Source organism: Tropicibacter naphthalenivorans (assembly GCF_900176475.1).
Classification (GTDB): Bacteria; Pseudomonadota; Alphaproteobacteria; order Rhodobacterales; family Rhodobacteraceae; genus Tropicibacter; species Tropicibacter naphthalenivorans.
On record NZ_FWXX01000001.1, the window covers coordinates 353,863 to 376,200 of the forward strand.

General features: G+C 64.3%; 19 protein-coding genes. 13 read left to right on the plus strand and 6 right to left on the minus strand.

Annotated elements, in window-relative coordinates; all coding sequences use genetic code 11:
- Nucleotides 1-192 precede the first annotated feature (192 nt).
- The 3 genes from B9A11_RS01755 to B9A11_RS01765 all read right to left on the minus strand — a co-directional run bounded on the left by B9A11_RS01755 (nucleotide 193) and on the right by B9A11_RS01765 (nucleotide 3,598).
- Complete coding sequence (locus B9A11_RS01755) at nucleotides 193-1,557, minus strand: CmpA/NrtA family ABC transporter substrate-binding protein (protein ID WP_058246068.1); 1,365 nt, start codon at nucleotides 1,555-1,557, stop codon at nucleotides 193-195.
- Nucleotides 1,558-1,844: 287 nt separating this feature from the next.
- Complete coding sequence (locus B9A11_RS01760; protein ID WP_058246067.1) at nucleotides 1,845-3,017, minus strand: ABC transporter substrate-binding protein; 1,173 nt, start codon at nucleotides 3,015-3,017, stop codon at nucleotides 1,845-1,847.
- Entirely contained in the window at nucleotides 3,014-3,598 is a 585-nt protein-coding gene (locus B9A11_RS01765) for an ANTAR domain-containing response regulator (protein WP_058246066.1), read from the minus strand. The genes B9A11_RS01760 and B9A11_RS01765 overlap by 4 nt, the downstream gene beginning before the upstream one ends.
- A 224-nt stretch (nucleotides 3,599-3,822) precedes the next feature.
- Between B9A11_RS01765 and B9A11_RS01770 the strand changes: the two genes are divergently transcribed.
- The 5 genes from B9A11_RS01770 (at nucleotide 3,823) to B9A11_RS01790 (ending at nucleotide 9,691) form a co-directional block, all read left to right on the plus strand.
- On the plus strand, nucleotides 3,823-4,458 hold the full coding sequence (locus tag B9A11_RS01770) for a heme oxygenase-like domain-containing protein (protein WP_058246065.1): 636 nt from the start codon (nucleotides 3,823-3,825) through the stop codon (nucleotides 4,456-4,458).
- A 29-nt stretch (nucleotides 4,459-4,487) separates the two neighbouring features.
- Entirely contained in the window at nucleotides 4,488-7,055 is a 2,568-nt protein-coding gene (locus tag B9A11_RS01775) for an HWE histidine kinase domain-containing protein (RefSeq protein WP_058246064.1), read from the plus strand.
- 67 nt (nucleotides 7,056-7,122) lie between these two features.
- On the plus strand, nucleotides 7,123-7,731 hold the full coding sequence (locus B9A11_RS01780) for a PAS domain-containing protein (protein WP_058246063.1): 609 nt from the start codon (nucleotides 7,123-7,125) through the stop codon (nucleotides 7,729-7,731).
- A gap of 52 nt (nucleotides 7,732-7,783) precedes the next feature.
- Nucleotides 7,784-8,284, plus strand: a complete 501-nt coding sequence (locus B9A11_RS01785; protein ID WP_058246062.1) for a hypothetical protein — start codon at nucleotides 7,784-7,786, stop codon at nucleotides 8,282-8,284.
- 51 nt (nucleotides 8,285-8,335) lie between these two features.
- Nucleotides 8,336-9,691 (plus strand): glutamine synthetase family protein, encoded by a 1,356-nt coding sequence (locus B9A11_RS01790; protein ID WP_058246061.1) that lies wholly within the window; start codon nucleotides 8,336-8,338, stop codon nucleotides 9,689-9,691.
- Nucleotides 9,692-9,766: 75 nt separating this feature from the next.
- Here B9A11_RS01790 and B9A11_RS01795 read toward each other — a convergent pair whose 3' ends face one another.
- Nucleotides 9,767-11,755 carry a calcium-binding protein gene (locus tag B9A11_RS01795; RefSeq protein ID WP_058246060.1) on the minus strand — a complete coding sequence of 663 codons (1,989 nt, stop codon included), beginning with the start codon at nucleotides 11,753-11,755 and terminating at the stop codon, nucleotides 9,767-9,769.
- Nucleotides 11,756-11,985: 230 nt separating this feature from the next.
- On the opposite strand from B9A11_RS01795, the gene B9A11_RS01800 reads away from it, so the two are divergent.
- Complete coding sequence (locus B9A11_RS01800; RefSeq protein ID WP_143595773.1) at nucleotides 11,986-12,489, plus strand: hypothetical protein; 504 nt, start codon at nucleotides 11,986-11,988, stop codon at nucleotides 12,487-12,489.
- A 63-nt stretch (nucleotides 12,490-12,552) separates the two neighbouring features.
- On the opposite strand, the gene B9A11_RS01805 is transcribed toward B9A11_RS01800, so the two are convergent.
- Nucleotides 12,553-13,605 (minus strand): NAD(P)-dependent alcohol dehydrogenase, encoded by a 1,053-nt coding sequence (locus B9A11_RS01805; protein ID WP_058246058.1) that lies wholly within the window; start codon nucleotides 13,603-13,605, stop codon nucleotides 12,553-12,555.
- A gap of 714 nt (nucleotides 13,606-14,319) precedes the next feature.
- On the opposite strand from B9A11_RS01805, the gene B9A11_RS01810 reads away from it, so the two are divergent.
- The 7 genes from B9A11_RS01810 to B9A11_RS01840 all read left to right on the plus strand — a co-directional run bounded on the left by B9A11_RS01810 (nucleotide 14,320) and on the right by B9A11_RS01840 (nucleotide 21,533).
- Entirely contained in the window at nucleotides 14,320-14,676 is a 357-nt protein-coding gene (locus tag B9A11_RS01810) for a hypothetical protein (RefSeq protein ID WP_058246057.1), read from the plus strand.
- Nucleotides 14,677-14,784: 108 nt separating this feature from the next.
- Nucleotides 14,785-16,728, plus strand: coding sequence for a dynamin family protein (locus B9A11_RS01815; RefSeq protein ID WP_058246056.1), 1,944 nt, complete (start codon nucleotides 14,785-14,787; stop codon nucleotides 16,726-16,728).
- Nucleotides 16,725-17,678: a P-loop NTPase family protein gene (locus B9A11_RS01820; RefSeq protein ID WP_058246055.1), complete on the plus strand. Its 954-nt coding sequence runs from the start codon at nucleotides 16,725-16,727 to the stop codon at nucleotides 17,676-17,678. The genes B9A11_RS01815 and B9A11_RS01820 overlap by 4 nt, the downstream gene beginning before the upstream one ends.
- Before the next feature lie 4 nt (nucleotides 17,679-17,682).
- A complete protein-coding gene (locus B9A11_RS01825) occupies nucleotides 17,683-19,803 on the plus strand; it encodes a dynamin family protein (protein ID WP_058246054.1) in 2,121 nt (706 codons plus the stop codon).
- Nucleotides 19,804-19,811: 8 nt separating this feature from the next.
- Nucleotides 19,812-20,885 carry a P-loop NTPase family protein gene (locus B9A11_RS01830; protein ID WP_058246053.1) on the plus strand — a complete coding sequence of 358 codons (1,074 nt, stop codon included), beginning with the start codon at nucleotides 19,812-19,814 and terminating at the stop codon, nucleotides 20,883-20,885.
- Nucleotides 20,882-21,172 carry a hypothetical protein gene (locus tag B9A11_RS01835; protein WP_058246052.1) on the plus strand — a complete coding sequence of 97 codons (291 nt, stop codon included), beginning with the start codon at nucleotides 20,882-20,884 and terminating at the stop codon, nucleotides 21,170-21,172. Before B9A11_RS01830 ends, B9A11_RS01835 begins: the two co-directional genes overlap by 4 nt.
- Nucleotides 21,173-21,230: 58 nt before the next feature.
- Nucleotides 21,231-21,533 carry a hypothetical protein gene (locus B9A11_RS01840; RefSeq protein ID WP_412556302.1) on the plus strand — a complete coding sequence of 101 codons (303 nt, stop codon included), beginning with the start codon at nucleotides 21,231-21,233 and terminating at the stop codon, nucleotides 21,531-21,533.
- Between the two features lie 79 nt (nucleotides 21,534-21,612).
- Here B9A11_RS01840 and B9A11_RS01845 read toward each other — a convergent pair whose 3' ends face one another.
- The gene (locus B9A11_RS01845; RefSeq protein ID WP_370736523.1) at nucleotides 21,613-22,191 is read right to left on the minus strand and encodes a L,D-transpeptidase; all 579 of its coding nucleotides are present in this window, start codon (nucleotides 22,189-22,191) and stop codon (nucleotides 21,613-21,615) included.
- Between the last annotated feature and the right edge of the window lie 147 nt (nucleotides 22,192-22,338).

Sequence of the window (22,338 nt, forward strand, 5' to 3'; positions counted from 1 at the left end):
AGTGGCCGCTTGGGGCCGTGAATGGGTGGGTTTGCAACCCGCCGCCCTTGGGACTGAAGGTCTTGGGGATGGAGGCTTGGAAACCCGCCTTGCGGTGGGGGATGCGCCCGCCGCTGAGGCGCATCCGGGTGTCTGTTGGCGAAGCCCTCAAAGGGGTGAAACTGGGCCTCGCCTTGAATTCCCATTAGGGAATTATCCCTTCACTTCGGTCCCAACGACCGTCTGCTCACCCTTCAGGCCAATCGGCAGGCTTTCGAGGTAGGCGTTGGGCGCTTTGCCGTCATAGGCGATGCCGTCGATGATGTCCTCGGCGGGGGTCGGCGCTTTGTAACCGTCGGTATCCCAAGGGAAATCCGCCTCATTCGCCAGACCTTCGTCCACCAGCAGGCGGGCCGCCTCAAGGTAGATGTCGGGGCGGTAGACCGACTTGGCGGTCTCATCGTACCACGCGTCCGACTTGGCTTCGGCGATCTGCCCCCAGCGGCGCATCTGGGTCAGGTACCAGACCGCGTCCGAGTAGTAGGGGTAGGTCGCGTTGTAGCGGAAGAACACGTTGAAATCAGGCACTTCGCGCTTGTCGCCCTTTTCGTATTCAAACGTGCCGGTCATCGAGTTGGCGATCACCTCGGCGTCGGCGCCCACATACTCGGGGCGGCTGAGGATCTCGACCGCTTCCATGCGGTTCTCGTTGTCGTTCTCGTCCAGCCACATGGCGGCGCGGATCAGAGCCTTGACCACGGCCTTGGTGGTGTTCGGGTACTCTTCGGCGAACTCTGCGGTGATGCCAAAGACCTTTTCGGGGTTGTTCTTCCACAGCTCGTAGTCGGTCACGACCGGCACCCCGATGCCCTTGAACACGGCCGCCTGGTTCCACGGCTCACCCACGCAGTAGCCGTAGATGGTGCCAGCCTCGAGCGTGGCGGGCATCTGCGGCGGCGGGGTCACGGACAGCAGAACGTCGGCGCTGATCTGGCCGGAAATGTTCTCGGGCGAATAGTAACCGGGGTTCATGCCACCCGCGGCCAGCCAGTAGCGCAGCTCGTAGTTGTGGGTCGACACCGGGAACACCATCCCCATGTTAAAGGGCTTGCCCTCGGCCTTGTACTGATCGACCACCGGTTTCAGAGCCGAGGCGCTGATCGGGTGCTGGGGGCGGCCGTCTTCCATCTTTTCAACGTGAGGCAGCATCGCTTCCCAGATCTCGTTGGACACGGTGATGGCGTTGCCGTTCAGGTCCATCGAGAAGGGCGTGATGATATGCGCCTCGGTGCCGAAGCCGATGGTCGCCGCCAGCGGCTGACCGGCCAGCATATGCGCGCCGTCCAGCTGACCGCCAATCACACCGTCCAGCAGAACCTTCCAGTTGGCCTGCGCTTCGAGCGTCACGAACAAGCCTTCGTCGAGGAAAAAGCCCTGCTCATAGGCCACCGCTAGCGGCGCCATGTCGGTCAGCTTGATAAACCCGAACGTCAGCTCGTCCTTTTCCAGCTCCAGTTCCGCCAGGGCCGGGCTGACAAGTGCTGTGGTTGCCGCGAGGCTCAGGAGAAGTTTCTTCATCGTTTACGTCCCTCTTGGGTGGTGCCCTGTTGTCCGGGCTGAAAAACAAAAAAAGCCGCTCAATCAGACCGCGCCTAAGGGAGGAGGATAAGGCACAATCAGATCGAGCGGCTTTGCTCTGGAATTCCCTGTCATAGGGAAGAATTTCGTATCGGAAGGCTTCGTTGCCCTCCGATGCAGCCTTTATCGCAAATCCCGTGGGGGCCCGGCAAAGCATTTCCCGCAATTTTTGCCAATTTCGCCGCATTGCAGAAACCGATGCTGCGGTGTTGCATAATTTTTAGGCGTCAAAATTCGCTCGGCTCAAAAACCCGCCCGTCAAAGAACGAATCCGGCTCTAGAATCAACTTGCCCACCTTGGAGGACACCGCCGTTGGCACAGGCAGCGCGCCCTCGATCTTGGACGAGGCGCCAGGCAGATCGGCGGTGGTGGCGCGCAGGGCTTCGCGGTGCAGGTCGCTGCGGAACACCTCGCGCGCGGCGCGGATCGCGGTGCCCCGGTCCAGCCCGGTGCGCCCCGCCAGTTGCTGGCCGATCCATTCCGCCTGCGAGCGCCACGGAAAGGTCGCCGCGCCCTTGAAGAATTCGACGAACCCCGGCACCTGCCGCATCTCGCCGCTGGGCGAAATCACCAGATCGCCGCTGAGCGCGCGGTCCAGCGTCTCGGCGGGGATGTCCAGAAACTCGGGCCGCGACAGCAGCTCGCCGGTCAGGCTGCGGCTCGCCGGATCGCCCAGCCAGCGCCCTGCCCGCCAGACCGCCCGGATCAGCCGATCGCGCAAGGCCGGTTCCGCCCGCGCCCAGTCGTCGCGCACCGCCAGCACCTTTTCCGGCGCAAAGGCCCAGATCGCGCGGGTCGGCAGCAGCAGCTCGCCCAAGCCCTCCTCGACAGAGCGCGACCCCCACGGCTCGCCCACGCAAAAGGCGTCGATCTCTCCCGCCTTGAGCGCATCGGACATCAAGGGGGGCGGCACGGTGCGAATGTCCACGCTTTGCGGCGCGGGCAGGCCCAGCGACGACAGCCAGTAATAGACCAGCTCGGCGTGCATCGAGAACGGGAACGGCACCCCGATCCGCAAGCGCCCCGGCGCAGCGGCGATCAAGGCCTGGCCCGCCTCGCGCGCATCGTCAAAGCCGAAACGATGCCCCACGCCGCGCAGCCGGTCCGCCAAATCGCGGCTGACCCCGATCACGTTGCCATTCATCGACAGCACCGAAATCGCCGCCATGGGCGCGCTGCCCCCGCCCAGACCCATGGCCGTGGCCACCGGCACCGGGGCCAGCATATGCGCCGCGTCCACATGGCCAAAGCTGAGCATATCGCGCAACGCCGACCACGACGGCGCGCGGCGCAGGTCCAGCGTGATGCCTTCTTCGGCGGCAAAGCCCATTTCCTGCGCCACGATCAAGGGCGCCGCATCGACCAGCGGGATGAACCCGACCTTCAGCGCCGCCTTCATGACAGCAGCCCCGCCGCGGTGACCAAGGCATTGGCCACGTCATGCAGGCGTTTGCCCTGATCCATCGCCGCCTTGCGCAGGATCGCATAGGCCTGATCCTCGTCGACGCCGCGCGCCTTCATGATCATGCCCTTGGCGCGGTCAATCACCTTGCGCTCTTCCAGCGCGCGCTTGGTCTCGGCCAGTTCGGTGCGCATCCGCTGGAACATGCGAAACCGCGCGATGGCCGCGTCCAGAATGGGCTTGAGCCGGTCGGGCCGCATCCCGTCCACCACGTAGGCGCTGACCCCCGCCTCGATCGCCGCCGCGGACATCCCGTCGGCAGAGCGGTCCACGAACATCGCCACCGCGCGCTCATGCGGACCAGACGCCAGCGCCATTTCCTCCAGCATGTCGCGCGACGGGTTGGCCATGTCGATCAGGACCACGTCAGGCTGAATGGCCTGGATCTGCCGCGCCAGCGTCGTCGGCTCGGAAATCACAGAGATATCAAAGTCCCCCGCCTCGCGCAGAGACTCCACGATCTGAAGCGCCCGGTCCCGGTCGGCTTCGACGACAATGATGGAAAGAGTGTCAGACATAGGCTTGCTACAGCACCGCGCCGGGCTAAAGTAAAGATAACGGTCCTGCGCAGCTGCCCAAAAACTAATAGAGTGATGAAACTTTAGGCATTCGCACAAACCCGCCTTTGCGATGCCTTCCTGAGGAAATTTTAATATTTTCGCAACTTTTTCTTAATCAGCCGGAACCTTATGGTTTCGGGCGAGTTGGGACGATGCTGTAGAAGGAAATACAACCGTTGCCCATGGCCCTTGCGCCGCGCCTTGATAGCGCCGCTCCGACCCACACCCACCTGTTTCCCGCTGCCAACGACGCAACGGTGTCGCAGGCGATCCGCACTCCGGCAGCAGAGCGGTTCCGCCATGTGCTGCGCGCCGCGATGATCCCGCATCACGACGCCGCCGAATTTCTCTTCGACCGCTTCATGCACGACCCCGAAACCCATATGGACTGGTTCCTGAGCACCCAGCTGGCCGCCACCTGGGCCTTTGTCGAGCCGATGCGCGCGCTGGCGGGCGATGATCTGGGCCAGGCCATGCTGGCCGTGCTCAACGCGCTCGAAGCCGATTGCGCCCGCCGTGGCCTGACCCCGACCCCGGTCGCCCCCTACCAAGGCTCGGCGCTGGCGGCGGCCTATGTCCTGCTGGGCGCGCGGCTGGGGGCAACCATGATGCAGCGCCACATGGAAAGCCTCGGGATGACCGCCCTGCCCGCCTTTTTCACAAAGCTGGACGGCGTGGGCGATGCGTGGAAAACTGTGGTCGAGCGGCTGGACGCCATCGACCCGACCAGCGCCGAGGCCGCGACCCTCACCACAGACGCCACCGCGGCGTTCAAGATTTTCGAGCTGGCCGCCACGGCCGCTCCTCCGCAGGATTAATCGCACGCTCGCGTTTTGGGAACCGATATATGAATACACACACACCCAGCGATACGCCCAAGGTTGACCTGACCAACTGCGACCGCGAACCGATCCACCAGCTGGGCCGGGTCCAGTCCTATGGCGCGCTGGTCGCGGTTTCCAGCGATTGGATCGTCCAACACGCCAGCGAGAACCTTGGGGCGATCCTGGGCACCGACCACGCCGAGGCGGTGGGCCGCCCCCTCAGCGAGCTGATCTACAGCGACAGCTTTGACCGCATCCGCGAGAACCTGCCGACGCTCGACGTCGAGGATGGCGCGCTACGGCTGTTCAACGTGGCGCTCAACGCCGGTGAGCGGACCTTTGACGTGTCCCTGCACCGCAGCGGGCGCCACATCCTGATCGAGTTCGAACCCAAGGCCGCGCGCGCCAGCACCGACGTGATGACCGAGGTCTACCCCCACATCAAGCGGATCTCGGGCAAGGGCGACCTGACCCGTCTGGCGCGCGATGCGGCGCGGGGGCTGCGGGCGCTTTCGGGCTTTGACAGCGTCATGGTCTACCAGTTCCAGCCCGACGCCTCGGGCAAGGTCATCGCCGAAGACCGCCTCGACCGCACGCCCCACTACATGGGCATGATGTTCCCCGCCTCGGACATTCCCGTGCAGGCGCGCGCGCTGTACAAACGCTCGCTCTTGCGGCTGATTTCCGACGTCGACGACGGAGGCGCGGCGATCCTGCCCGCCACCACGCTGGACCGCCAGCCGCTGGACCTGTCGCTGGCCGTGACCCGCGCCGTGTCGCCCATCCACATTGAGTATCTGCGCAACATGGGGGTCAAGGCCTCGATGTCCGTGTCGATCATGAAGGACGGCGAGTTGTGGGGCCTGTTTGCCTGCCACAACCATACGCCGCGCTACATCGACTACGAACGCCGCACCGCGATCGAGATGTTCGCCCACCTGTTTTCCTATGAACTCAGCCGGTTCGAAGACGCCGAACGCGACAAGGCCAGCCGCGACATGAACCGCCTGCAAACCCAGCTGATGGCGTATATGGCCGATGGCCGCGACATCGCCAGCAGCCTCTTGTCGGTGTCCGAACAGATCCACGCGGTGATCCCGCATGACGGTATGATCCTGTATTCCGACGAAGAATTCTTCAGCACCGGGTCGTCCCCCACCCAAGAAGAGTTCATGGGCATTGCCAATATGCTCAACCGGTCCATCGATTCCGGCATCTATGCCACCCAGTGCCTGACCGCCGATCACCCGCCGGCTGCCGCCTTTGTCGACCGCTGCGCCGGGGTGCTGGCGATCCCCGTGGCGCGCCGCCCGCGCGACTACCTGCTGCTGTGCCGCAGGCAGGTCATCGAGACCGTAAACTGGGCGGGCAACCCGGAAAAACCGGTGGCCGTTGGCCCCAACGGCACCCGCCTGACCCCGCGTAAAAGCTTTGACGCGTGGTCCCACACGGTCGAGGGCCAATGCGCCGCCTGGTCACCCTATACCATGCACGCTGCCGAACTGATGCGCACCGTGCTGCTAGAGGTCTTCCTCAAGGTCACCGACGCCACCAACCAAGAGCGCAAGCGCGCGCAGGAACAGCAGCAACTGCTGATCTCAGAGCTGAACCACCGGGTGCGCAACATCCTCAACCTGATGCGCGGGCTGATCTCTCAGTCCAAGAGCTCTGCGGGCAGCCTGCGCGAGTTCACCGAAAACCTTGATGGGCGCATCCACGCGCTGGCCCGTGCGCACGACCAGCTGACGGCCGAAAAATGGGAGCCGTCCTCGCTGCGGACCCTGATCGAATGCGAATTCGAAGCCTACGCCGTGACGAAATCGTCGCGGGTGCGGATCAACGGCAATGACGTGATGATCACGCCCCAGGCCTACACCACCATGGCGCTGGTGCTGCACGAGATGGCGACCAACTCGATCAAATATGGCGCGTTGTGCGATTCCACCGGGCATGTGGACGTGTTCCTGGAACGCGACGCCAACGACGCGCTGCTGCTGACGTGGATCGAACGCAACGGCCCGCCGGTGCAGCCGCCGACGCGGCGCGGCTTTGGCACCGTGATCATCGAGAAGTCTGTCCCCTATGAGCTGCGCGGCGACGCCGATGTGAACTACAAGATCACCGGGCTGGAGGCGACGTTCCGCATCCCGGCCAAGTACATCACCGAAGCCAAAGCGCCCGACCCGGCCGTCCTTCCCAAGGACGACAGCGGCCCGGCACAGCCCGGCAATGCCGCGTCCCTCAGCGGCCCTGCGCTGGTTTTGGAAGACACGATGATCATCGCGCTTGATGCTGCGGCCTGTCTCGAAGATCTGGGTGCAAGCCCAGTCAAGATTTGCTCTTCGGTCGGCGAAGCCCTTGAGGCCATTGACAAAACCGTGTTCAGCTTTGCGCTGCTCGACGTCAATCTGGGTGACGAACAATCGGTGCCCGTGGCGCAGAAGCTCGCCGAACAGGGCGTGCCCTTTGCGCTGGCCACCGGCTATGGCGAAACCGAAGACATCGTCCGCGTCTTTCCGCCCTGCGTGATCATCCAAAAACCGTTCAGCGATGCGGCGCTGCAAAACGCGATTTCTGCAACCCTGGGTTAACGATTTTGTTGCCATAGGCACGCGCCAAATGTAATTTCCCCGGCAACGAAAATGCCGGGGGACAGTCATGGACCTGATCTTTCACCAAGAGCAGCTGAATGCTCAGGCCGTGTCGTCGATGCTGGGCTATCTGGCGCAGCGGTCCAACGTCTGCGCCAAGGTCATTGGCCGCGACAGAGAGATCGTCGCCGTCAATCGCCGCGGCTTGCAGCTGCTTCAGACCGAGGCGGATGACATCTGCGGCGCGGTCTGGACCACCTTTTGGCAAGGGGATGCGCGCGCGGCCGCCGAGACCGCTCTGGAACAGGCGTTTGGTGGCAAGCCCGCCTCTTTTGTGGGGCATTTCGACCTGAAAGGCCAAGACACCGTGTGGGAGGTCGACATCCTCCCGCTGGAATGGGCCATGGGCGAGGTCGTCTCTGTCATTGCGATTTCCAACAACATCACCGCCACGCAGGCTAAGGACGTCGAAGCCGAAACCCTGCGCACGTTCTCCGAAGCGCTGCACGCCATGGCGAACGTGGTGTCCGTGTCCTCCAGCAGCGCGCGCCTGCTGCGCAAACGCGGCGGTGATGCCCTGACCGAAAGCCTCGCCGATGGTCTGGCAGAGGCCGCGACCCGCGCGCAGGCCCAGCTCGAAGAGTTGCGCGCCGCCCTTGGCAAGCCCAAGTCCTGACGGGGCACCGCACCCGCTGGCGTCCGCGTGCCGCTTGGCCTAGCGTGGGCGCATGACCACCGCTTTTGGACCGCTGATTCCGCTTTGCCTGATGCTGCTTGCCCTGCCTGCCGCCGCGCAAGAGGACAGCCACGATCACGACCATATCGAGGACTGCCCGCCCTTTGCCTGGGGGGCGCAGATCGACCCCGGCACGCAGACCTACAGCGAAGAGATCATCGCCGGGTTCGACGACGGGCGCATCGTGATGAAAGTCACTTTTGACGCGCTGTCCGGCCCTTATGCCAAGCGGCTGATGTTCCTTGAGCTGATCGACTACTGCGTGCTGCGCGCGGTGTCGGTGGGCAGCTATCCGGCGCGCGTCCAGCAGACCCCGGACACCCCGTGGCACGTGGATTTCTACGAGGCGGACAACCGCACCACGCTGGCCACCCTGCCCGCTCCGCCCCCCGCCGACACGGTCGAGGCGCAGGCGATCGAGCTGTTCCTGAACGTCGACATCCCGGCCCTGCCACCGCTGGCCCCAACCGGCGATCAAATGTCTGACAATTAAATGTCTGACAATTTAACAACGTCTTAACGCCCCCAAGCGCGGAGCCTGACCATGACCCAAACCCTTTCCCTGGCGGACCTCAAACAGCAGGTGGAAACCGGCGCAATCGACACGGTTCTGGTGTGCCTCGTGGACATGCAGGGCCGCCTGATGGGCAAGCGGATGCACGCGGCGGCCTTCCTTGAGATGGCGCAGTCCAAGACCCACTGTTGCAGCTACCTGCTGGCCACCGATCTGGTGATGGCCACCTCCGAAGGCTTTGCCGCCACCAACTGGCAGACCGGCTATGGCGACTACGTGATGAAGCCCGACCTTGGCACCCTGCGGCCCGTGCCCTGGGCCGAGGGGACGGTGCTGGTGCTGTGCGATGTGCTGCACGACGATGGCCGCCCCGTCGCCCATTCGCCGCGCCAGATGTTGCAGGCACAGATCGCGCGGGCCGAGGCCATGGGGCTGACGCCGATCATGGCGACCGAGCTGGAATTCTACCTGTTCCAAGGCACCGCCGACCAGCACCGTGGCGGCTTTGAAACCCTTCAGCCGATCACCTCTACGAACTCGGATTACGCCATTCTGGGCACCGCGCAGGACGAACCGGTCATGCGCCCGGTGCGCAACCACCTGCGCCGCATGGGCGTGCCGGTCGAAGGCTCCAAGGGCGAGGCGGACGCCGGCCAGGAAGAGCTGAACATCACCCATGCAGGCGCGCTGGCCTGCGCCGATCACCACACGCTGGCCAAACACGCGATCAAGGAAATCGCCCGCCAGCAGGGGCTGACCGCCAGCTTTCTGGCCAAGTGGCACCCGGACCGCTCTGGCAGTTCCGCGCATGTGCATCAATCGCTGATGCGCGGCGGGCAGAACGTGTTTTTCGAGGCGGATCAACCGCTTGGTAAATCCGCGCTGATGGATCACTACATGGCGGGGCTGCTGAAATATGCGCGCGATACGACGCTGTTCATGGCCCCCTACATCAACAGTTACAAACGCTTTACCCCCGGCACCTTTGCGCCGACGCGGATCGTTTGGGCAGTGGACAACCGGACCTCGGCCTATCGTCTGTGCGGCGCGGGGACGCGCGGGGTGCGGGTGGAATGCCGCCTGCCCGGCGCGGATATGAACCCCTATCTGGCGCAGGCGGCCTTGCTGGCGGCGGGCCTGCGCGGGATCGAGGAAAAGCTGACCCTGGACGCGCCGTTCGAGGGCGACGGTTACGCAGGCGAGGACGCGCGCATTCCCACCACGCTGACAGAGGCGCGCGCGGCGCTGCTGGGGTCCGATATGATGCGCGCCGCCTTTGGCGATGCGGTGGTGACCCATTACGCGCGCGTCGCCGAATGGGAGCTGGAAACCTTTGAGCGCGCGGTGACCGATTGGGAAATCGCCCGCGGGCTGGAACGCGCCTAACCCCCTGACCAAGCCCCCCAAAAACGCGAAAAGGCCCCCACGAAGGGGGCCTTTTGCAAAAGCTAAGCGCTTGGGTCAGAGAACCCAGACGTAGTCTTCGATCGCGGCGTCCAGACCGTCGGTGGTGGTCAGACCTTCGAGCAGGATCGACATGTCGGAGGTCGCCAGCAGCACGCCGTCCGCGGTCACCGTGGCGGTGGCTGCGAAATCCGTCGCCGTCATCGAGAACGCGTCGAGCAGGATCGTGTCTTCGAGCACGTCGAAGTCGGTGATCGTGTCGTTGCCATCCATATCGCCAAAGACAAAGGTATCTTCGCCGGTGCCGCCCTTCATCCAGTCGTCACCTTCGCCGCCGATCAGCGTGTCGTCATCGCCGCCCGCGAACAGGGTGTCATTGCCCCGGCCACCGTCGAGAAGATCGTCGTGACGGTTGCCCGCCAGCAGATCGTTGCCTTCGCCGCCGAACAGGATGTCGTCCTTGGTGCCGCCCTTGAGGAAGTCGTCGCCAAAGCCGCCATACATCTCGTCCATGCCGCCGCCACCTTTGACGGTGTCATTGCCATTGCCGCCGTCCAGCGTGTCGGCGTGGCGCTGACCCGCGATGGAATCGTCGCCTTCGCCGCCGTCGATGCTGTCGGTTTCACGGCCACCGCGCAGGGTATCGTTGCCAAAGCCACCCCAGATGACGTCGTTGCCGCCGTTGCCCCAGATCGCGTCGTCGCCATCTGCGCCGTCGATGGTGTCCTCGCCGCGGCCGCCCGATGCGGTGTCGTCCAGCTCGGACAGGAAGAAGGTATCGTCCGTGTCGCCGCCGGTATAGTTGTAACCCGGCTTGATCGCATCAACGGTGCCATCGAGGAAGTCGAGGAAGTCGATCCCGCTGAGGGTGTCGACGCCATCGGCGCTGCTGACCTGGATCAGGTCAAAGCCCAGCACGGTGATCTCTGCGTCGGCAAAGTTGACGTCAAAGACAGCCGTGTCGCTGTAGGAGTTTGGGTTGCCCCACCAGTCGTGACCCGCGATGTAGTCGTTGCCCGCGCCACCTTTGAGCGTGTCATCGCCGCTCCAGCCATACAGCGTGTCGTGGTCATCGCCGCCATCAATGAGGTCGTCCAGATCACCGCCGTGCAGCTCATCGTTGCCATCAAGACCGTAGATCGCGGTTGCGTCATCATCCCAGGCCCACAGTTCGCCCCAAGAGCCGCCGAGGGGGACGTCGATCAGGATATCGTCGAACGCCACGCCGTCGACCAGAACCAGCCAGCCGTCGCTGCCCGCCGCATCGTCGGAGTAGGTCACTTCGAGCACCTGCGTGCCATCCGGCGCGGTGAGGTCAAAGTTGGTCATGGAGGCCAGCAGCGCGTCGGCATTGGCGCGCGCGTCCACCCCGGACATGTCGTCGAGGAAGCCCAGCAGCGCGCCGAAGTCTTCGACATTGCCGGACAGGTCCGCCGCAAAGTCCAGCACGAACCCGTCAAGGTTGATGGTCAGCCCGGTCGCATCCAGCGAAACGTCCAAGATGTCGGTGCCGCCGTCGCTGAACTTAAGCCCCGAAAGGCCCCAGTTGGACATATAGGCGATCAGGTCGTCCTGCTCATCGCTGGTCAGCTCGTCGAACATCGACAGTTCGCTCAGCGTGAACACCATGCCAAAGATGTCGTTCAGGTTGGTCGGCAGCGTGCCCGACAGCTCGAACGAGGTGCTGCCCGACGACAGCGTGTAGGCGCCGGGGGCAAAGCTCAGCTCGGCCAGCGTGGTGGTGCCCTGCATCAGCGACACGCCATAGATCTGGCCGGTCGCAACGCCGTTCATGATCGCGTTCATCAGTTCCTCTTCGGAGCCGATGGGGCCCAGACCGTTGGCGTCGATGATCAGGTCATACGCGCCGATGCCGATTTCGAACAGCGACGAGGTCACCGTGTTGTAAACCCACGTCTCGGTGTCAAAGGCGATCAACGCCGCGTCAAGCGCGGTCTGATGCGTCAGGGTAAAGTCGTCATACCCTGCACCAAGGTTGCTCAGCGCATAGATGCCTTCGGTGGTGTAACTTTGAATAACCGTCACGGCCGTTTTTCCTTCCCCAAACTGGATACGCGCTCTATTTCTCAGCGTACTCGCGATAAGTCAACAATTTTGAGATGACTGTGAAACAAATCAAATCGGCATTTCTTTCGGTGGTGTTAACGTTTTGCGCAACCCTAGCGGTAGCCGATGAAAGTGGCTTATATTTCCGCGTCGCGACTGCCCCGACGCAATTCGACCGCCAGGCGCGGTTTGTCCTGTTGGATGACTTTTTGCTGGGCCCCGTCCCCGAGCATTTGCGCGTGGGCAAGGATTGGGCCGTGCGCGGCCCGTCGGCGGGGGCGTCCTTGGGGGTTGGCTGGTCTGCGCCGCTGTCCGCCGCACCACGGATCAGCCCGCACCTGACCGCCACCTTTGGCGTGTCCAAGCTGAATTTCCCCGATGGCGTCGCACCTTACACGGACCCGGGCACCGCCAAGCTGCGCTACTTTAGCCTTGATCTGGGGGCGATGGCGCAGGTGGCGCAGACGCGCGTGGCGGGGCGCAGGGTGGATCTGACGCTAGGTGGCGGCATCCTGACCGCTTTTGTACAAATGAGCTATGAATCGGCGCTCATTGACGCCAGATCGGACACGCTTCAGTCCAGCGGCTATATCCGGGCCAAGCTGGATATTCCGCTGTTCAAAGGCGCATCTGGGGCCAAGGGCTTTGCAGACCTCAGCCTTTATGGAAACAAATCTGCCGATATACGCTTTGGAATTGATTTCCAAATGTAATTCCCTGCGACCCTTGCGCACTTAACCCAATGGTCAGAATTAAAGGCATGCGCGTAATTCCGCCTATTGCGGCAATTCAATCTGCATCTTGACGTCCGACGCCGGGGCAGAGGCCGCGACGACAAAGGCGTGCACGCTGTCCTCAAAGGCAAACGTCCGTGTGATCAAAGGCTTTACGTCGATCGCGCCAGAGGCCAGCATCCCCACGCAGCGCGGAAAGACATGGGCGTAGCGAAAGATATTTTCGACCCGCGCCTCGCGGATCATGGCCGCGCCCGCGTCATATTGGATCGGCTCGGGTTGCCCCCCGATCATCACCACACAGCCTCCCGGACACAGCGGTTCGAACACCCGCGCGGCGGCGGCGGCGCTGCCGGTGGCTTCGAACACCACGTCGACGCCCCACCCGTCCGTGTCGCGCGCGACCACTGACGCGGGGCTTTCGGATCTGACGTTAATTGGCGTAATCGCCGCGCTGAGAGACGTCGCGATTTCCAGCTTTTTCTCGGACAAATCCGCCACATAGACCCGCGCGCACCCCGCCGCCAAGGCCGACAGCGCGGTGACCAGACCAATCGGCCCCGCGCCCAGCACCACGGCGGTGTCGCCGGGTTTGATCCGGGCCTTGGTCGCCGCGTGCACCCCGACGGCGAGCGGCTCGACCATGGCGGCCTCGGCAAAGCTGACCGTGTCGGGCAGTTTGAAGGTAAAGTTTTCCGGGTGCACGCAGGTGGGGCGCAGGATGCCATGCACCGGCGGCGTTGCCCAGAACCGCACCGCCGGGTCGACATTATACAGACCCAGACGGCTGGCGCGACTGTTGGGATCGGGCAGGCCCGGCTCCATGCAGACGCGGTCGCCCACGGCAAGGGTTGTCACCTCTGCGCCGATCTCGACCACGGTGCCCGCGCCTTCGTGCCCAAGGATCATCGGCTGGGTGATGACAAACGGCCCGATCCGCCCATGGGTGTAATAATGCACGTCAGAGCCGCAAATCCCCACCGTGTGCAGTTTGATCCGCACATCGCGCGGGCCCAGGGTTGCCTCGGCGCGGCTGATTTCGGGAAAGTCCCGCAGGGACAGGACGTGTTGTTCTTCGAGGACGAGGGATTTCATCGCAGGACTCCTGTTAGCGCTCACTTTATAGCGTCGCGCAGCGTGCCTCGGCAACAGCCGGCAGGTCGCGCATCGATTCTGGATGATGGCGGCGCGGGGCGGGTTTTTGGGCAGGCAAGCTGCCACATTTGCGCGCGCGTCACAGGGCCAAGAGCCGGCAACCGCCCGTCCAAATGTGGCGAAAATCTGGCTTTATCCGAATAGATGAACAATGGATGTATTTTATGATGCTAATTACCCGAAAATCCGAGAGGCAACCGCGGCGTTGCAAAAATCGACGCTCTGCCCCCACCTCTTTTGGATTGGTTTCGGCGAAGCGCGTTTGGGGCATCGGCGCAGAGCTGGACCGCTCTGGATCCGTGGCGCAGCCGGCGCGCGGCGCAGGCAGCTGGGCGACGACGCGAATGGCACAAACCAAACTATTGAATTAAATTAATAAAACTGATCGCCGCACGGATTTGATGCCCGCGCACTCACGCCACCTATGGGATAGGCTCCGGCGGGGGAAGACTCTCGTATGGCGTGTGGGACCGCCAAACGCTGTCTGGCACGACGGCGCCCCGGTTTCGGCGCACGCCCTCAAGATGGCGCGCCAAGATACCCGTCTAGCGTGTGCCTGCCTTAGTTCCGACGCTTTCGAACCAGATTTGAGACCAATTTTCAACAAATCCGCCCCCGATCATTAAGCCATCGTTAACACAAGGATACGGTTTAATGTCGCTCAACATCTCGGAACTCAAAACGATCCAAGGCTTCATCGGCGCATGTCTCGTGGACAGTGAGTCCGGCCTCATGCTCGCCAGCGAAAGCAGCAACCGCAAGTTCGACCTAGAGGCAGCGGGCGCTGCCAATACCGAAGTGGTGCGCGCCAAGAACGCCGCCATCAAGGCGCTGGGTCTGGACGATCATATCGAAGACATCCTGATCACGCTGGGCAGCCAGCTGCACCTGATCCGCCCGCTCGCCGCCAACCCCAGCGTCTTTGTCTATGTCGCGCTCGACCGCGAAAACGCCAACCTCGGTCTGGCCCGGATCAAGGTCAAAGGCGTCGAGGGCAAGCTCAAGGTCTGAGCCATGCCCGGTGTGTCTGACCTCGCGAGCCCATGCGCGAGGTCAGCTGTGCCGCCGTCTCGCCCCCCGCGCGAGCCAGCAATTTTCCCCTGATTTCAGGCTGTTCCCATGTCCGACACCTCTGCCATTCACCAGCGCCACCGCCAAGGTTTCCAAGAGCTGAACGCCTTTTGGGACCAGTTGGATGCGCTGGAAACCGCCATCGACGCCTTGGGCGATTGCGCCCTGTCCTTTGCCCAGGACCCCATCGAGCGGGCGCTGGAGCAGATCCACGCCTTTGAGCCGTCGGTCAGCGTGATCGGGCAGGTCAAGGCGGGCAAGAGCACGCTGTTGAACGCGCTGATCGGGCAGACCGATCTGCTGCCGTCGGACGTGAACCCCTGGACGTCGGTGATCACCGGCATTCACCTCAATTCCCGGCATCGGCCCATCGACACCCGCGCGCTGTTTCGCTTTTTCGACGCGCACGAGTGGGACCGTCTGGTCGCCACCGGCGGGCGTCTGGGCGAGATGGCGGCGCGCGCCGGGTTCGAGGCCGAAGCGGATGAGGTGCGCGCCCAAGTGACCGAGATGCGCCAGAGCACGCAGGCGCGTTTGGGGGATGAATTCGCCGCCCTTCTCGGGGCGTCTCATAGCTATCCCGACCTGGATAAGTCCCTGATCGACCGGTACATTTGCTACGGCGATCCGTCCGAGCTAGAGGACGGCGCGACCGAAGGCGTCTACGCCGATCTGACCAAATCCGCCGATCTGTACGTCGATCTGCCGGGCTTGCCGCGGGGGCTGTGCCTGCGCGATACGCCGGGGGTCAACGACACCTTCATGATGCGCGAGCAGATCACCCTGAACGCCATCGCCGAAAGCCGCGTCTGCGTGGTCGTGCTGTCGGCGCATCAGGCGCTGTCGACCATGGACGTGGCCTTGCTCAGGATCATTTGCAGCGTCGAGGCGCGCGAAGTCCTGATCTTTGTGAACCGCATCGACGAGTTGGCGGACCCGGCAGGCGAGACGGTGAAAATCCGCACCGCTTTGGAGGGCACCCTGCGCCGCCTCGGTCTGTCGGACGACATCGAGATCCTGTTCGGCAGCGGCTATTGGGCCAATTGCGCCCTTGGCGATGTGAGCCGGATGATGCCCGCCAGCCGCGCCGCGCTGGCCGCTTTGCACGGCGCGACGGACGATCTGGACAGCTTACGCGCGCAGGCCTTTGACGCCTCTGGGGTCAGCGAGTTGCACCGTGCCATTGCCCGCCGGATCGTAGATGGCCCCGGCCAAGCCTTTCTGAACGATACGAAAAAAGAGATCGACGCCCTTCTCGACATGACCGAAACGGTCGAGAGCGTCGCCCATCAGCGTAGCGGGGGTGCCAACCCTGCCATCACCGCCGCTGCGCTGACCCAACGGCTGGACACCGTGCGCGATGAGAGCCTTGAGACCTTTGACGAGCAAACCGACCGTCTGCGCGCCGATCTGCACGCACGGCTGTTGCGCGCGCAGGACACCTTTGTCGGCTCGGCTTTGGAGGCGCTCGAAGCGCATATCGCCGCCTTTGGCGAGTTCAACAGCTGGACCCACGACCCCGCGAACCTGCGGATGATGATGAAAACCGCGTTCTCGTCGTCTTGCGCGAAACTGCGGCGCGAAGGCGAGGCAGCCTTTGACAACGTGCTCGACGGGATGCAAGAGATCGTCGAACGTGATCTGGGCGTGTTCCGCGACGCGCACAGCATCGACTTTCCCGAGCAACCGCAGCACAAGGCGCCGACGGTTCTGGCGCGCACGCTGAGCCTTGATCTGCAAGGCCCGTGGTGGCGCAAGTTCTGGCGCTTTGGCGCGCGCGGGGCCGCCGAGAAACGCTATCGCGCGGTGATCCTTGCCGAGACGACGCCGCTGGTGGACGATCTCTTGACCGACGTCTTTGACCCCGCCGTGGCGCGGACCCGCGAGATCATCGAGGTGTTTGCGCGCGAGCAGGCGGGCTATGTCCGGGCGATCCATGAGTGTATGGACGCGCCGCGCGAAACCCCTGCCGCCCAGAGGCTGAGCGCATGAGCAGACCGACCCAGCGCCCCGCCGCCGCCCCGCTGCGCCGTCCCCGGCTGTTGATCGCCGGAGAGTTCAGCGCCGGAAAGACAAAGCTGATCAATGGCTTGCTGGGGGACGCCCATGCCTTGCCGTCGAATGTCACCGCAACTGCCCTGCCGCCGGTCTGGCTGGTGGGCGGCGGAGACGCGCGGCTGGTGGTCGATCTGCAAGGCACCGCGCGCCGCGCCGAGACCCTTGAGGGGCTGGACCTGAACGACACGCATTACTGCGTCGTCTCGCACAGCGCCGCCTGCCTCAAGCATTTCGACATCATCGACACGCCGGGCACGTCGGACCCCAACATGCCGCCCGAAAGCTGGGAGCGGATGCTGCCCCTTGCCGACGCGGTGGTCTGGTGCACCAACGCGACGCAGGCGTGGCGGCAGAGCGAAAAGGCGATCTGGCAGGACATGCCCGCCGCCCTGCGCCGCAACGCGACCTTGGTGATCACCCATGCCGACCGGCTGCCGGATGAGCGGTCGGTGGAAAAGGTCTTGCGCCGGGTGAACCGGGACGCCGCGCCGTTCTTTGACCGCGTGTCGATTGCCTCGCTGATCAACCCGCATGACGTGGCGCGCATCGGGCGCGATCTGATCACGCTGGCCGGTGCGATGACCGACCTGCCCGGCGCAGAAAACGCGCTGGCCAGCAGCCTGTCTGCCGCGCCGCAGCCCGCCCCGACCCATGGTGCGCAGGCGATCACCCCGCAGCGCGTGCGCCCCGGCGGCACCGTGGTGCCCCTGCCCCGTCCGCAAAAGGGCCGCGCCCGCAGCCTGTGGGACAGGCTGAGCAAGAACACCGATCTGGCCGACGCCGCCGCCGTTCTGGCCCAAGTCGAGACGCTGATCGAAACCCTGGACCGGGGCGCGCCCGCCGCCCCGACCCGCGTGCGCCGCGGCGCTGGTGAAGAGGATTAAGGTTATGAAAATCGCCCCCAAGCAACGCCAAGAGTTGGACTTTTTGCGCGACACGCTCGACAAGCTCGAAGGCACCGTCGACCGCAAGACCCGCAGCAACTTTCGCGACATCCGCGAGCGGCTGGACGACTGGGCCGCCAAGGTCGCGGTGATCGGTCAGGTCAAGGCGGGCAAGTCCACCTTTCTCAATGCTTTCATGCACATGCACGACTTTTTGCCGTCGGATGTGAACCCTTGGACGTCCGTGGTGACCAACATGCGGATCAACGTGCCCTCCGATCCGATTTCCGGCGCGCGGTTCGAATTCTTTGATGAAAGCGACTGGGCCGAGATCGTCGACGGCGGTTCGAAAATCCGCAAGCTGACCGAACAGCTGCTGCCCGGCTTTGACACCGAAGTCCTGCGCCGCCAGTCCGAAGAGATGCGCGAGCGGGCGCAAAAACGGCTGGGCAAGCATTACCACACGCTGCTGGGCAGCGCCCATGACTATGACTTTCTGACTGCCGATCTGCTGCAACGCTATGTCTGCGCCGGGCCGGGGTCGGATCAGGGACTCGACCGGCAGTCCTTGGGCCGTTACGCGGCGCTGACCAAGGTGGCGAACACCTATATGCGGATGCCCGAGTTTCAGGTGCCGACCATCGTGACGGACACGCCGGGGGTGAATGACCCCTTTCTGGTGCGCGACGAATTCACTTGCCGCAGCCTTGATCAGTCGGACGTGTTTGTCGTCGTCCTGTCGGCGCATCAGCCGCTGACAGATGTGGACATTGCCTTGATCCGTATCCTTGCGAAACAGGATTCCAAGGACGTCATCATCTTTGTCAACCGCATCGACGAGCTCGAAGATTTCGCCAGCGCGGTGCCCGAGGTCGTCGCCGATGTCTCGCGCCGCCTGCGTGCCGCCATCCCCGAGATCGAGTTCAACATCCTCGCGGGCAGCGCCTATCTGGCCGATCTGACGCTGGACACCTCGGAGGGCGCGCAGGCCGCGCGCGATGCCGCCGACACGCCCGAGCTGGCCGATTACCTCATGTCGAAATATGGCCGCGTGCCGGGCGATCAGATGGAACGGCTGTACCTGGCCTCGGGCCTGGAGCGCGCCAAATCGGTGCTCTCGCACGTGATCGACACCGGCGTCGGCAGCCAGCAGCTGGCCCAGATCGCCGAGGACATCCGCGCCGAGATCACCGGCACCCAGTTCGTCATCCGCCGCGAGCGCGACTCGCTTCAGATGCAGGTCGACAGCATTGGCCGCGAGGTCGCCGAGCAGGCGATTGAGGAATTGGAAAGCGAAATCAAGGACATCCGCGACGTGCTGGCCAAGCTTGAACACCACGTGGACAGCGCCGACAGCCAGATGGAAAAGGTGCTGACCAAGGCTTGGTCCGGTCTCGAAAAACGTCTGATGGGGCAGATCGACAGCTTTGTCGGCGCGCAAGAGGCGGTCATTCAGGAACGCATCTTTAGCGGTTCGGTGCGCGGCAACGCGGCGCGATCGCTGGACATCGACGTGGCCCCCTTGCAGGCGCAGATGGAACGCGAAGTCGCCAGCAGCTATGACAAGGCGCGCGCCTCGGCGGATGTGATCATGGACAATTGCATCCACGCCTGCCGCCAGACCATCGCCGATAAATTCGACGACCCGACAGAGAATATCTCTTTGGCCGAGCTGCCCTTTGGGACGTTCACCTCGACGCTGACGCTGGCGAAAAAGTCGCTGAAGATAGACATGATCGCGGATCGCAGTTGGGCGTTCTGGCGGCAGCCGTCGGTCAATATCGACAAGTCCATGGCCGCCCTGCGCGCCCTTGCCGCCGAAGAAATGCGCCCCCCCGTGGACAAGATCCTGAGCGCCTTTAACGAGGCCGCGGTCGAGCGCGCCACCGCGGGCAATGGGCGCATTCGCGTGATGGTCCGGATGATCGAAACCAGCCTGTCCGAGCGCACGCATCGTCTGAAAAAGGACAAGGTCGAGCTGGAACAGATCGCCCGCGACCCCGAAATGCAGCGCCGCATCGTCATGCGTCTGCAAAGCCAGATGGAGGTGCTGGAGCGCCGTTTGCTGAACCTCTCTGCGCTGGATGGGCGGCTGGCCCGCCCTGACCTGCCCCAAGCCGCCTGAGGTCCGCCATGTACAAGGCCACAGCCATCGCCCCCGCCGCCGCCCCTCTGCGGGTGGCCATCTGCGGCGAGGTCCGTTCGGGAAAATCCACCGTCATCAATGCCTTGCTGCGGCAATCGCTGCTGTCCGGGGTGACCCACGCGCCGCAGGTCGTTGGCCATGCGGCGGACGGCGGCGACGGGCTGCGCCTTGATGCGCCGCACCTGCGCGGGATCGAATTGATCGAGGTGCCCCTGACCAAGGCCGAAGACCTGACCGACCCCCAGCGCGCCCTGATCAAAGGGGCGGACGTGTGGATCTGGGTGACGATTGCCTCGCAGGCGTGGCGCTTTACCGAGCTGACCTTAGTTGAGCAGCTGGCCGAGCAGCGCCCGGCGCGCGGGCTGTTGGTGGTCTCGCGCGGGGACAAGCTGCGCCGCGACGCCGACCGCGCCAAGATCATGGACCGCATGGCGCGAGAGACCGCAGGGATCTTTGACGGCTGCCACATGTTGCACGGCGCGGGGCCGCAGATCGCGCAGGCCGCGAGCGATGAGGCCGCGTGGCAGGCGACTGGCGGGCGCGCGCTGTATGAGACCTTGCAGCAGATCGCCGCCGATCTGGACAAGACCCCGGCGCGCGCCGCCTCTGCCGAGATCGTCGATCTGGCGCAGCGCCGCCCCGCTGTGGACCCGGCGCCAGAGCCAGACCCCGCGCCTGAACGGGTGACAGAGCCTGAACCGGCCCCCGTGCCAACCCCAAGCGCCACGTCCAGCGCCGCCCCCGACCCGCGCGCCGACCAGTGGCGCGCCATCGCCGCCGACTTCCCCGCCATCACCGCGCTGGTGGCGTGGCCCGCACAGGGCGCGGCGCAACCCATCATGGGCGAGGACGCGCAGTGCCAAGCCCTGAGCGATTACCTGCGCCCGGTCTACGCCGCTCTGCCCGCGCATTATGCCGGTGGCGGCGTCGCGCTGGCCACGGCCAGCACCCGGCTGCACATCCTGCCGCTGGCGGAGGTGACCCTTGCCTTTGCCGCCCCGGCGCAGACCCTGTCCGAAGGCATGGCCGCGACCGTCGCCAAACGGCTGGCGGCGGTATGAGCACCGCTGACATCTGGGGGCCGTGGATCACTCATGACGGCAAGGGCTGCCCCCTGCGCCCCGGCACCATCGTGGAAATCGTCGCCGAGGATCGCTTTGGCTTTACCCTACAGCAGATCGCCTGCGTGACGGGGGGCGCGTATTCGTCGTGGAACTGGCGCTTTTACCCGCGCCTCAAGCGCATCCTGCGGTATCGCGTGAAAAAGCCCAACGGTCTGACGATCCTCGAAGATCGCCTGCAAAGCGTCCAGAGCGCCCCCATGACACCCGTCAGCTGGCGACAATGACAGCGCGGCGCACGGGCGGGCTTGCGGTGGGCGGCGGGGGATGTCACCCTTGGCGTGAATGACGATCAAACCGGAGCGGGTGTCCATGTCCAAACCCCTGAAATTCATCGCAGCGCCCTTGGTGCTGCTTGGCCTTGCCGCGTGCGAGCCCATGCCCGAAGGCGCAGCCACAGGCCCGCGCATCAGCAACGTGCCAGAGTCTGTGTCCTCCATCGCCGCGCCCTACCAAGACCTCAGCCGCGTGCGCCTGCGGGCCGAGGACGGCTGTTACTGGTACATGCACGATGGCCCCGTCGAGACCACCGAACTGCCGCTGCGCACCGCCGCCGGCAACCCGATCTGCACGCGGCCCAGCAGCTAAACCATTGAAAACATAAAAAGGGCGGTGCGCTGGGATATGCGCACCGCCCTTTTTCTATGTCTCTTGACGTGTCTCGCGCCTAAAGCGGGCTGCCATCCGTGCGGTACAGGTACACGGTCGAGCCGTTCGCCACGGTGTCATAGAGCGCGTTGATATGCGGCATCACCATGCGCACGCAGCCAGAACTGGCGCGCGTCCCGATCGAGCGCGGCGCAGGCGTGCCGTGGATGCGCAGGTAGGTATCGCGGTTGCCCTTGTACAGGTACAGCGCCCGCGACCCCAGCGCGTTCGCCGGACCCGGAGGCATCCCGCCATCGGCCCAGCGTGCGTATTTCTCGGGCTCACGCTTGATCATCGTCGGCGTCGGCGTCCAGCGCGGCCACTTGGCCCGGCGCTTGATCGTGTAGACGCCCGGCTCGTACAGGCCATCGCGCCCGATCGCCACGCCGTAGCGCATGGCGGTGCCGCCTTCTTCGATGTGATACAGGTAGCGCGCCACCGCATCGACGTGGATGTCACCGGGGGTCAGCCCCTCTTTGGCCTTGACCCGGCGCGGCAGCAGGCGCGGGTGCAGCCCCCAGGGGTTGCTGGTTTCCAGATCAAAGCCCTGGGGCGTGACCTGCGCATCCCAAGAGTCCCACTCGCTGGTGGCGGCCATGGCAGGGCCGATCAGCGCCGGGGTCGCCAGCGTGGCAAGAGAAGCGATCATAAAACGTCGGGTGACCATAAGAGACCTTTCCAAATTTCTACCCAAAGGCCGCCCGAGCAGAGGGACTCGCCTTGGTCTGAGTAAGAAACGGCCAAA

Coding starts and splice junctions, on each gene's coding strand:
- B9A11_RS01755 (WP_058246068.1), bottom strand. CDS start 1,557: ATGAAGAAACTTCTCCTGAGCCTCGCGGCAACCACAGCACTTGTCAGC.
- B9A11_RS01760 (WP_058246067.1), bottom strand. CDS start 3,017: ATGAAGGCGGCGCTGAAGGTCGGGTTCATCCCGCTGGTCGATGCGGCG.
- B9A11_RS01765 (WP_058246066.1), bottom strand. CDS start 3,598: ATGTCTGACACTCTTTCCATCATTGTCGTCGAAGCCGACCGGGACCGG.
- B9A11_RS01770 (WP_058246065.1), top strand. CDS start 3,823: ATGGCCCTTGCGCCGCGCCTTGATAGCGCCGCTCCGACCCACACCCAC.
- B9A11_RS01775 (WP_058246064.1), top strand. CDS start 4,488: ATGAATACACACACACCCAGCGATACGCCCAAGGTTGACCTGACCAAC.
- B9A11_RS01780 (WP_058246063.1), top strand. CDS start 7,123: ATGGACCTGATCTTTCACCAAGAGCAGCTGAATGCTCAGGCCGTGTCG.
- B9A11_RS01785 (WP_058246062.1), top strand. CDS start 7,784: ATGACCACCGCTTTTGGACCGCTGATTCCGCTTTGCCTGATGCTGCTT.
- B9A11_RS01790 (WP_058246061.1), top strand. CDS start 8,336: ATGACCCAAACCCTTTCCCTGGCGGACCTCAAACAGCAGGTGGAAACC.
- B9A11_RS01805 (WP_058246058.1), bottom strand. CDS start 13,605: ATGAAATCCCTCGTCCTCGAAGAACAACACGTCCTGTCCCTGCGGGAC.
- B9A11_RS01810 (WP_058246057.1), top strand. CDS start 14,320: ATGTCGCTCAACATCTCGGAACTCAAAACGATCCAAGGCTTCATCGGC.
- B9A11_RS01815 (WP_058246056.1), top strand. CDS start 14,785: ATGTCCGACACCTCTGCCATTCACCAGCGCCACCGCCAAGGTTTCCAA.
- B9A11_RS01820 (WP_058246055.1), top strand. CDS start 16,725: ATGAGCAGACCGACCCAGCGCCCCGCCGCCGCCCCGCTGCGCCGTCCC.
- B9A11_RS01825 (WP_058246054.1), top strand. CDS start 17,683: ATGAAAATCGCCCCCAAGCAACGCCAAGAGTTGGACTTTTTGCGCGAC.
- B9A11_RS01830 (WP_058246053.1), top strand. CDS start 19,812: ATGTACAAGGCCACAGCCATCGCCCCCGCCGCCGCCCCTCTGCGGGTG.
- B9A11_RS01835 (WP_058246052.1), top strand. CDS start 20,882: ATGAGCACCGCTGACATCTGGGGGCCGTGGATCACTCATGACGGCAAG.
- B9A11_RS01840 (WP_412556302.1), top strand. CDS start 21,231: ATGACGATCAAACCGGAGCGGGTGTCCATGTCCAAACCCCTGAAATTC.
- B9A11_RS01845 (WP_370736523.1), bottom strand. CDS start 22,191: ATGGCCGCCACCAGCGAGTGGGACTCTTGGGATGCGCAGGTCACGCCC.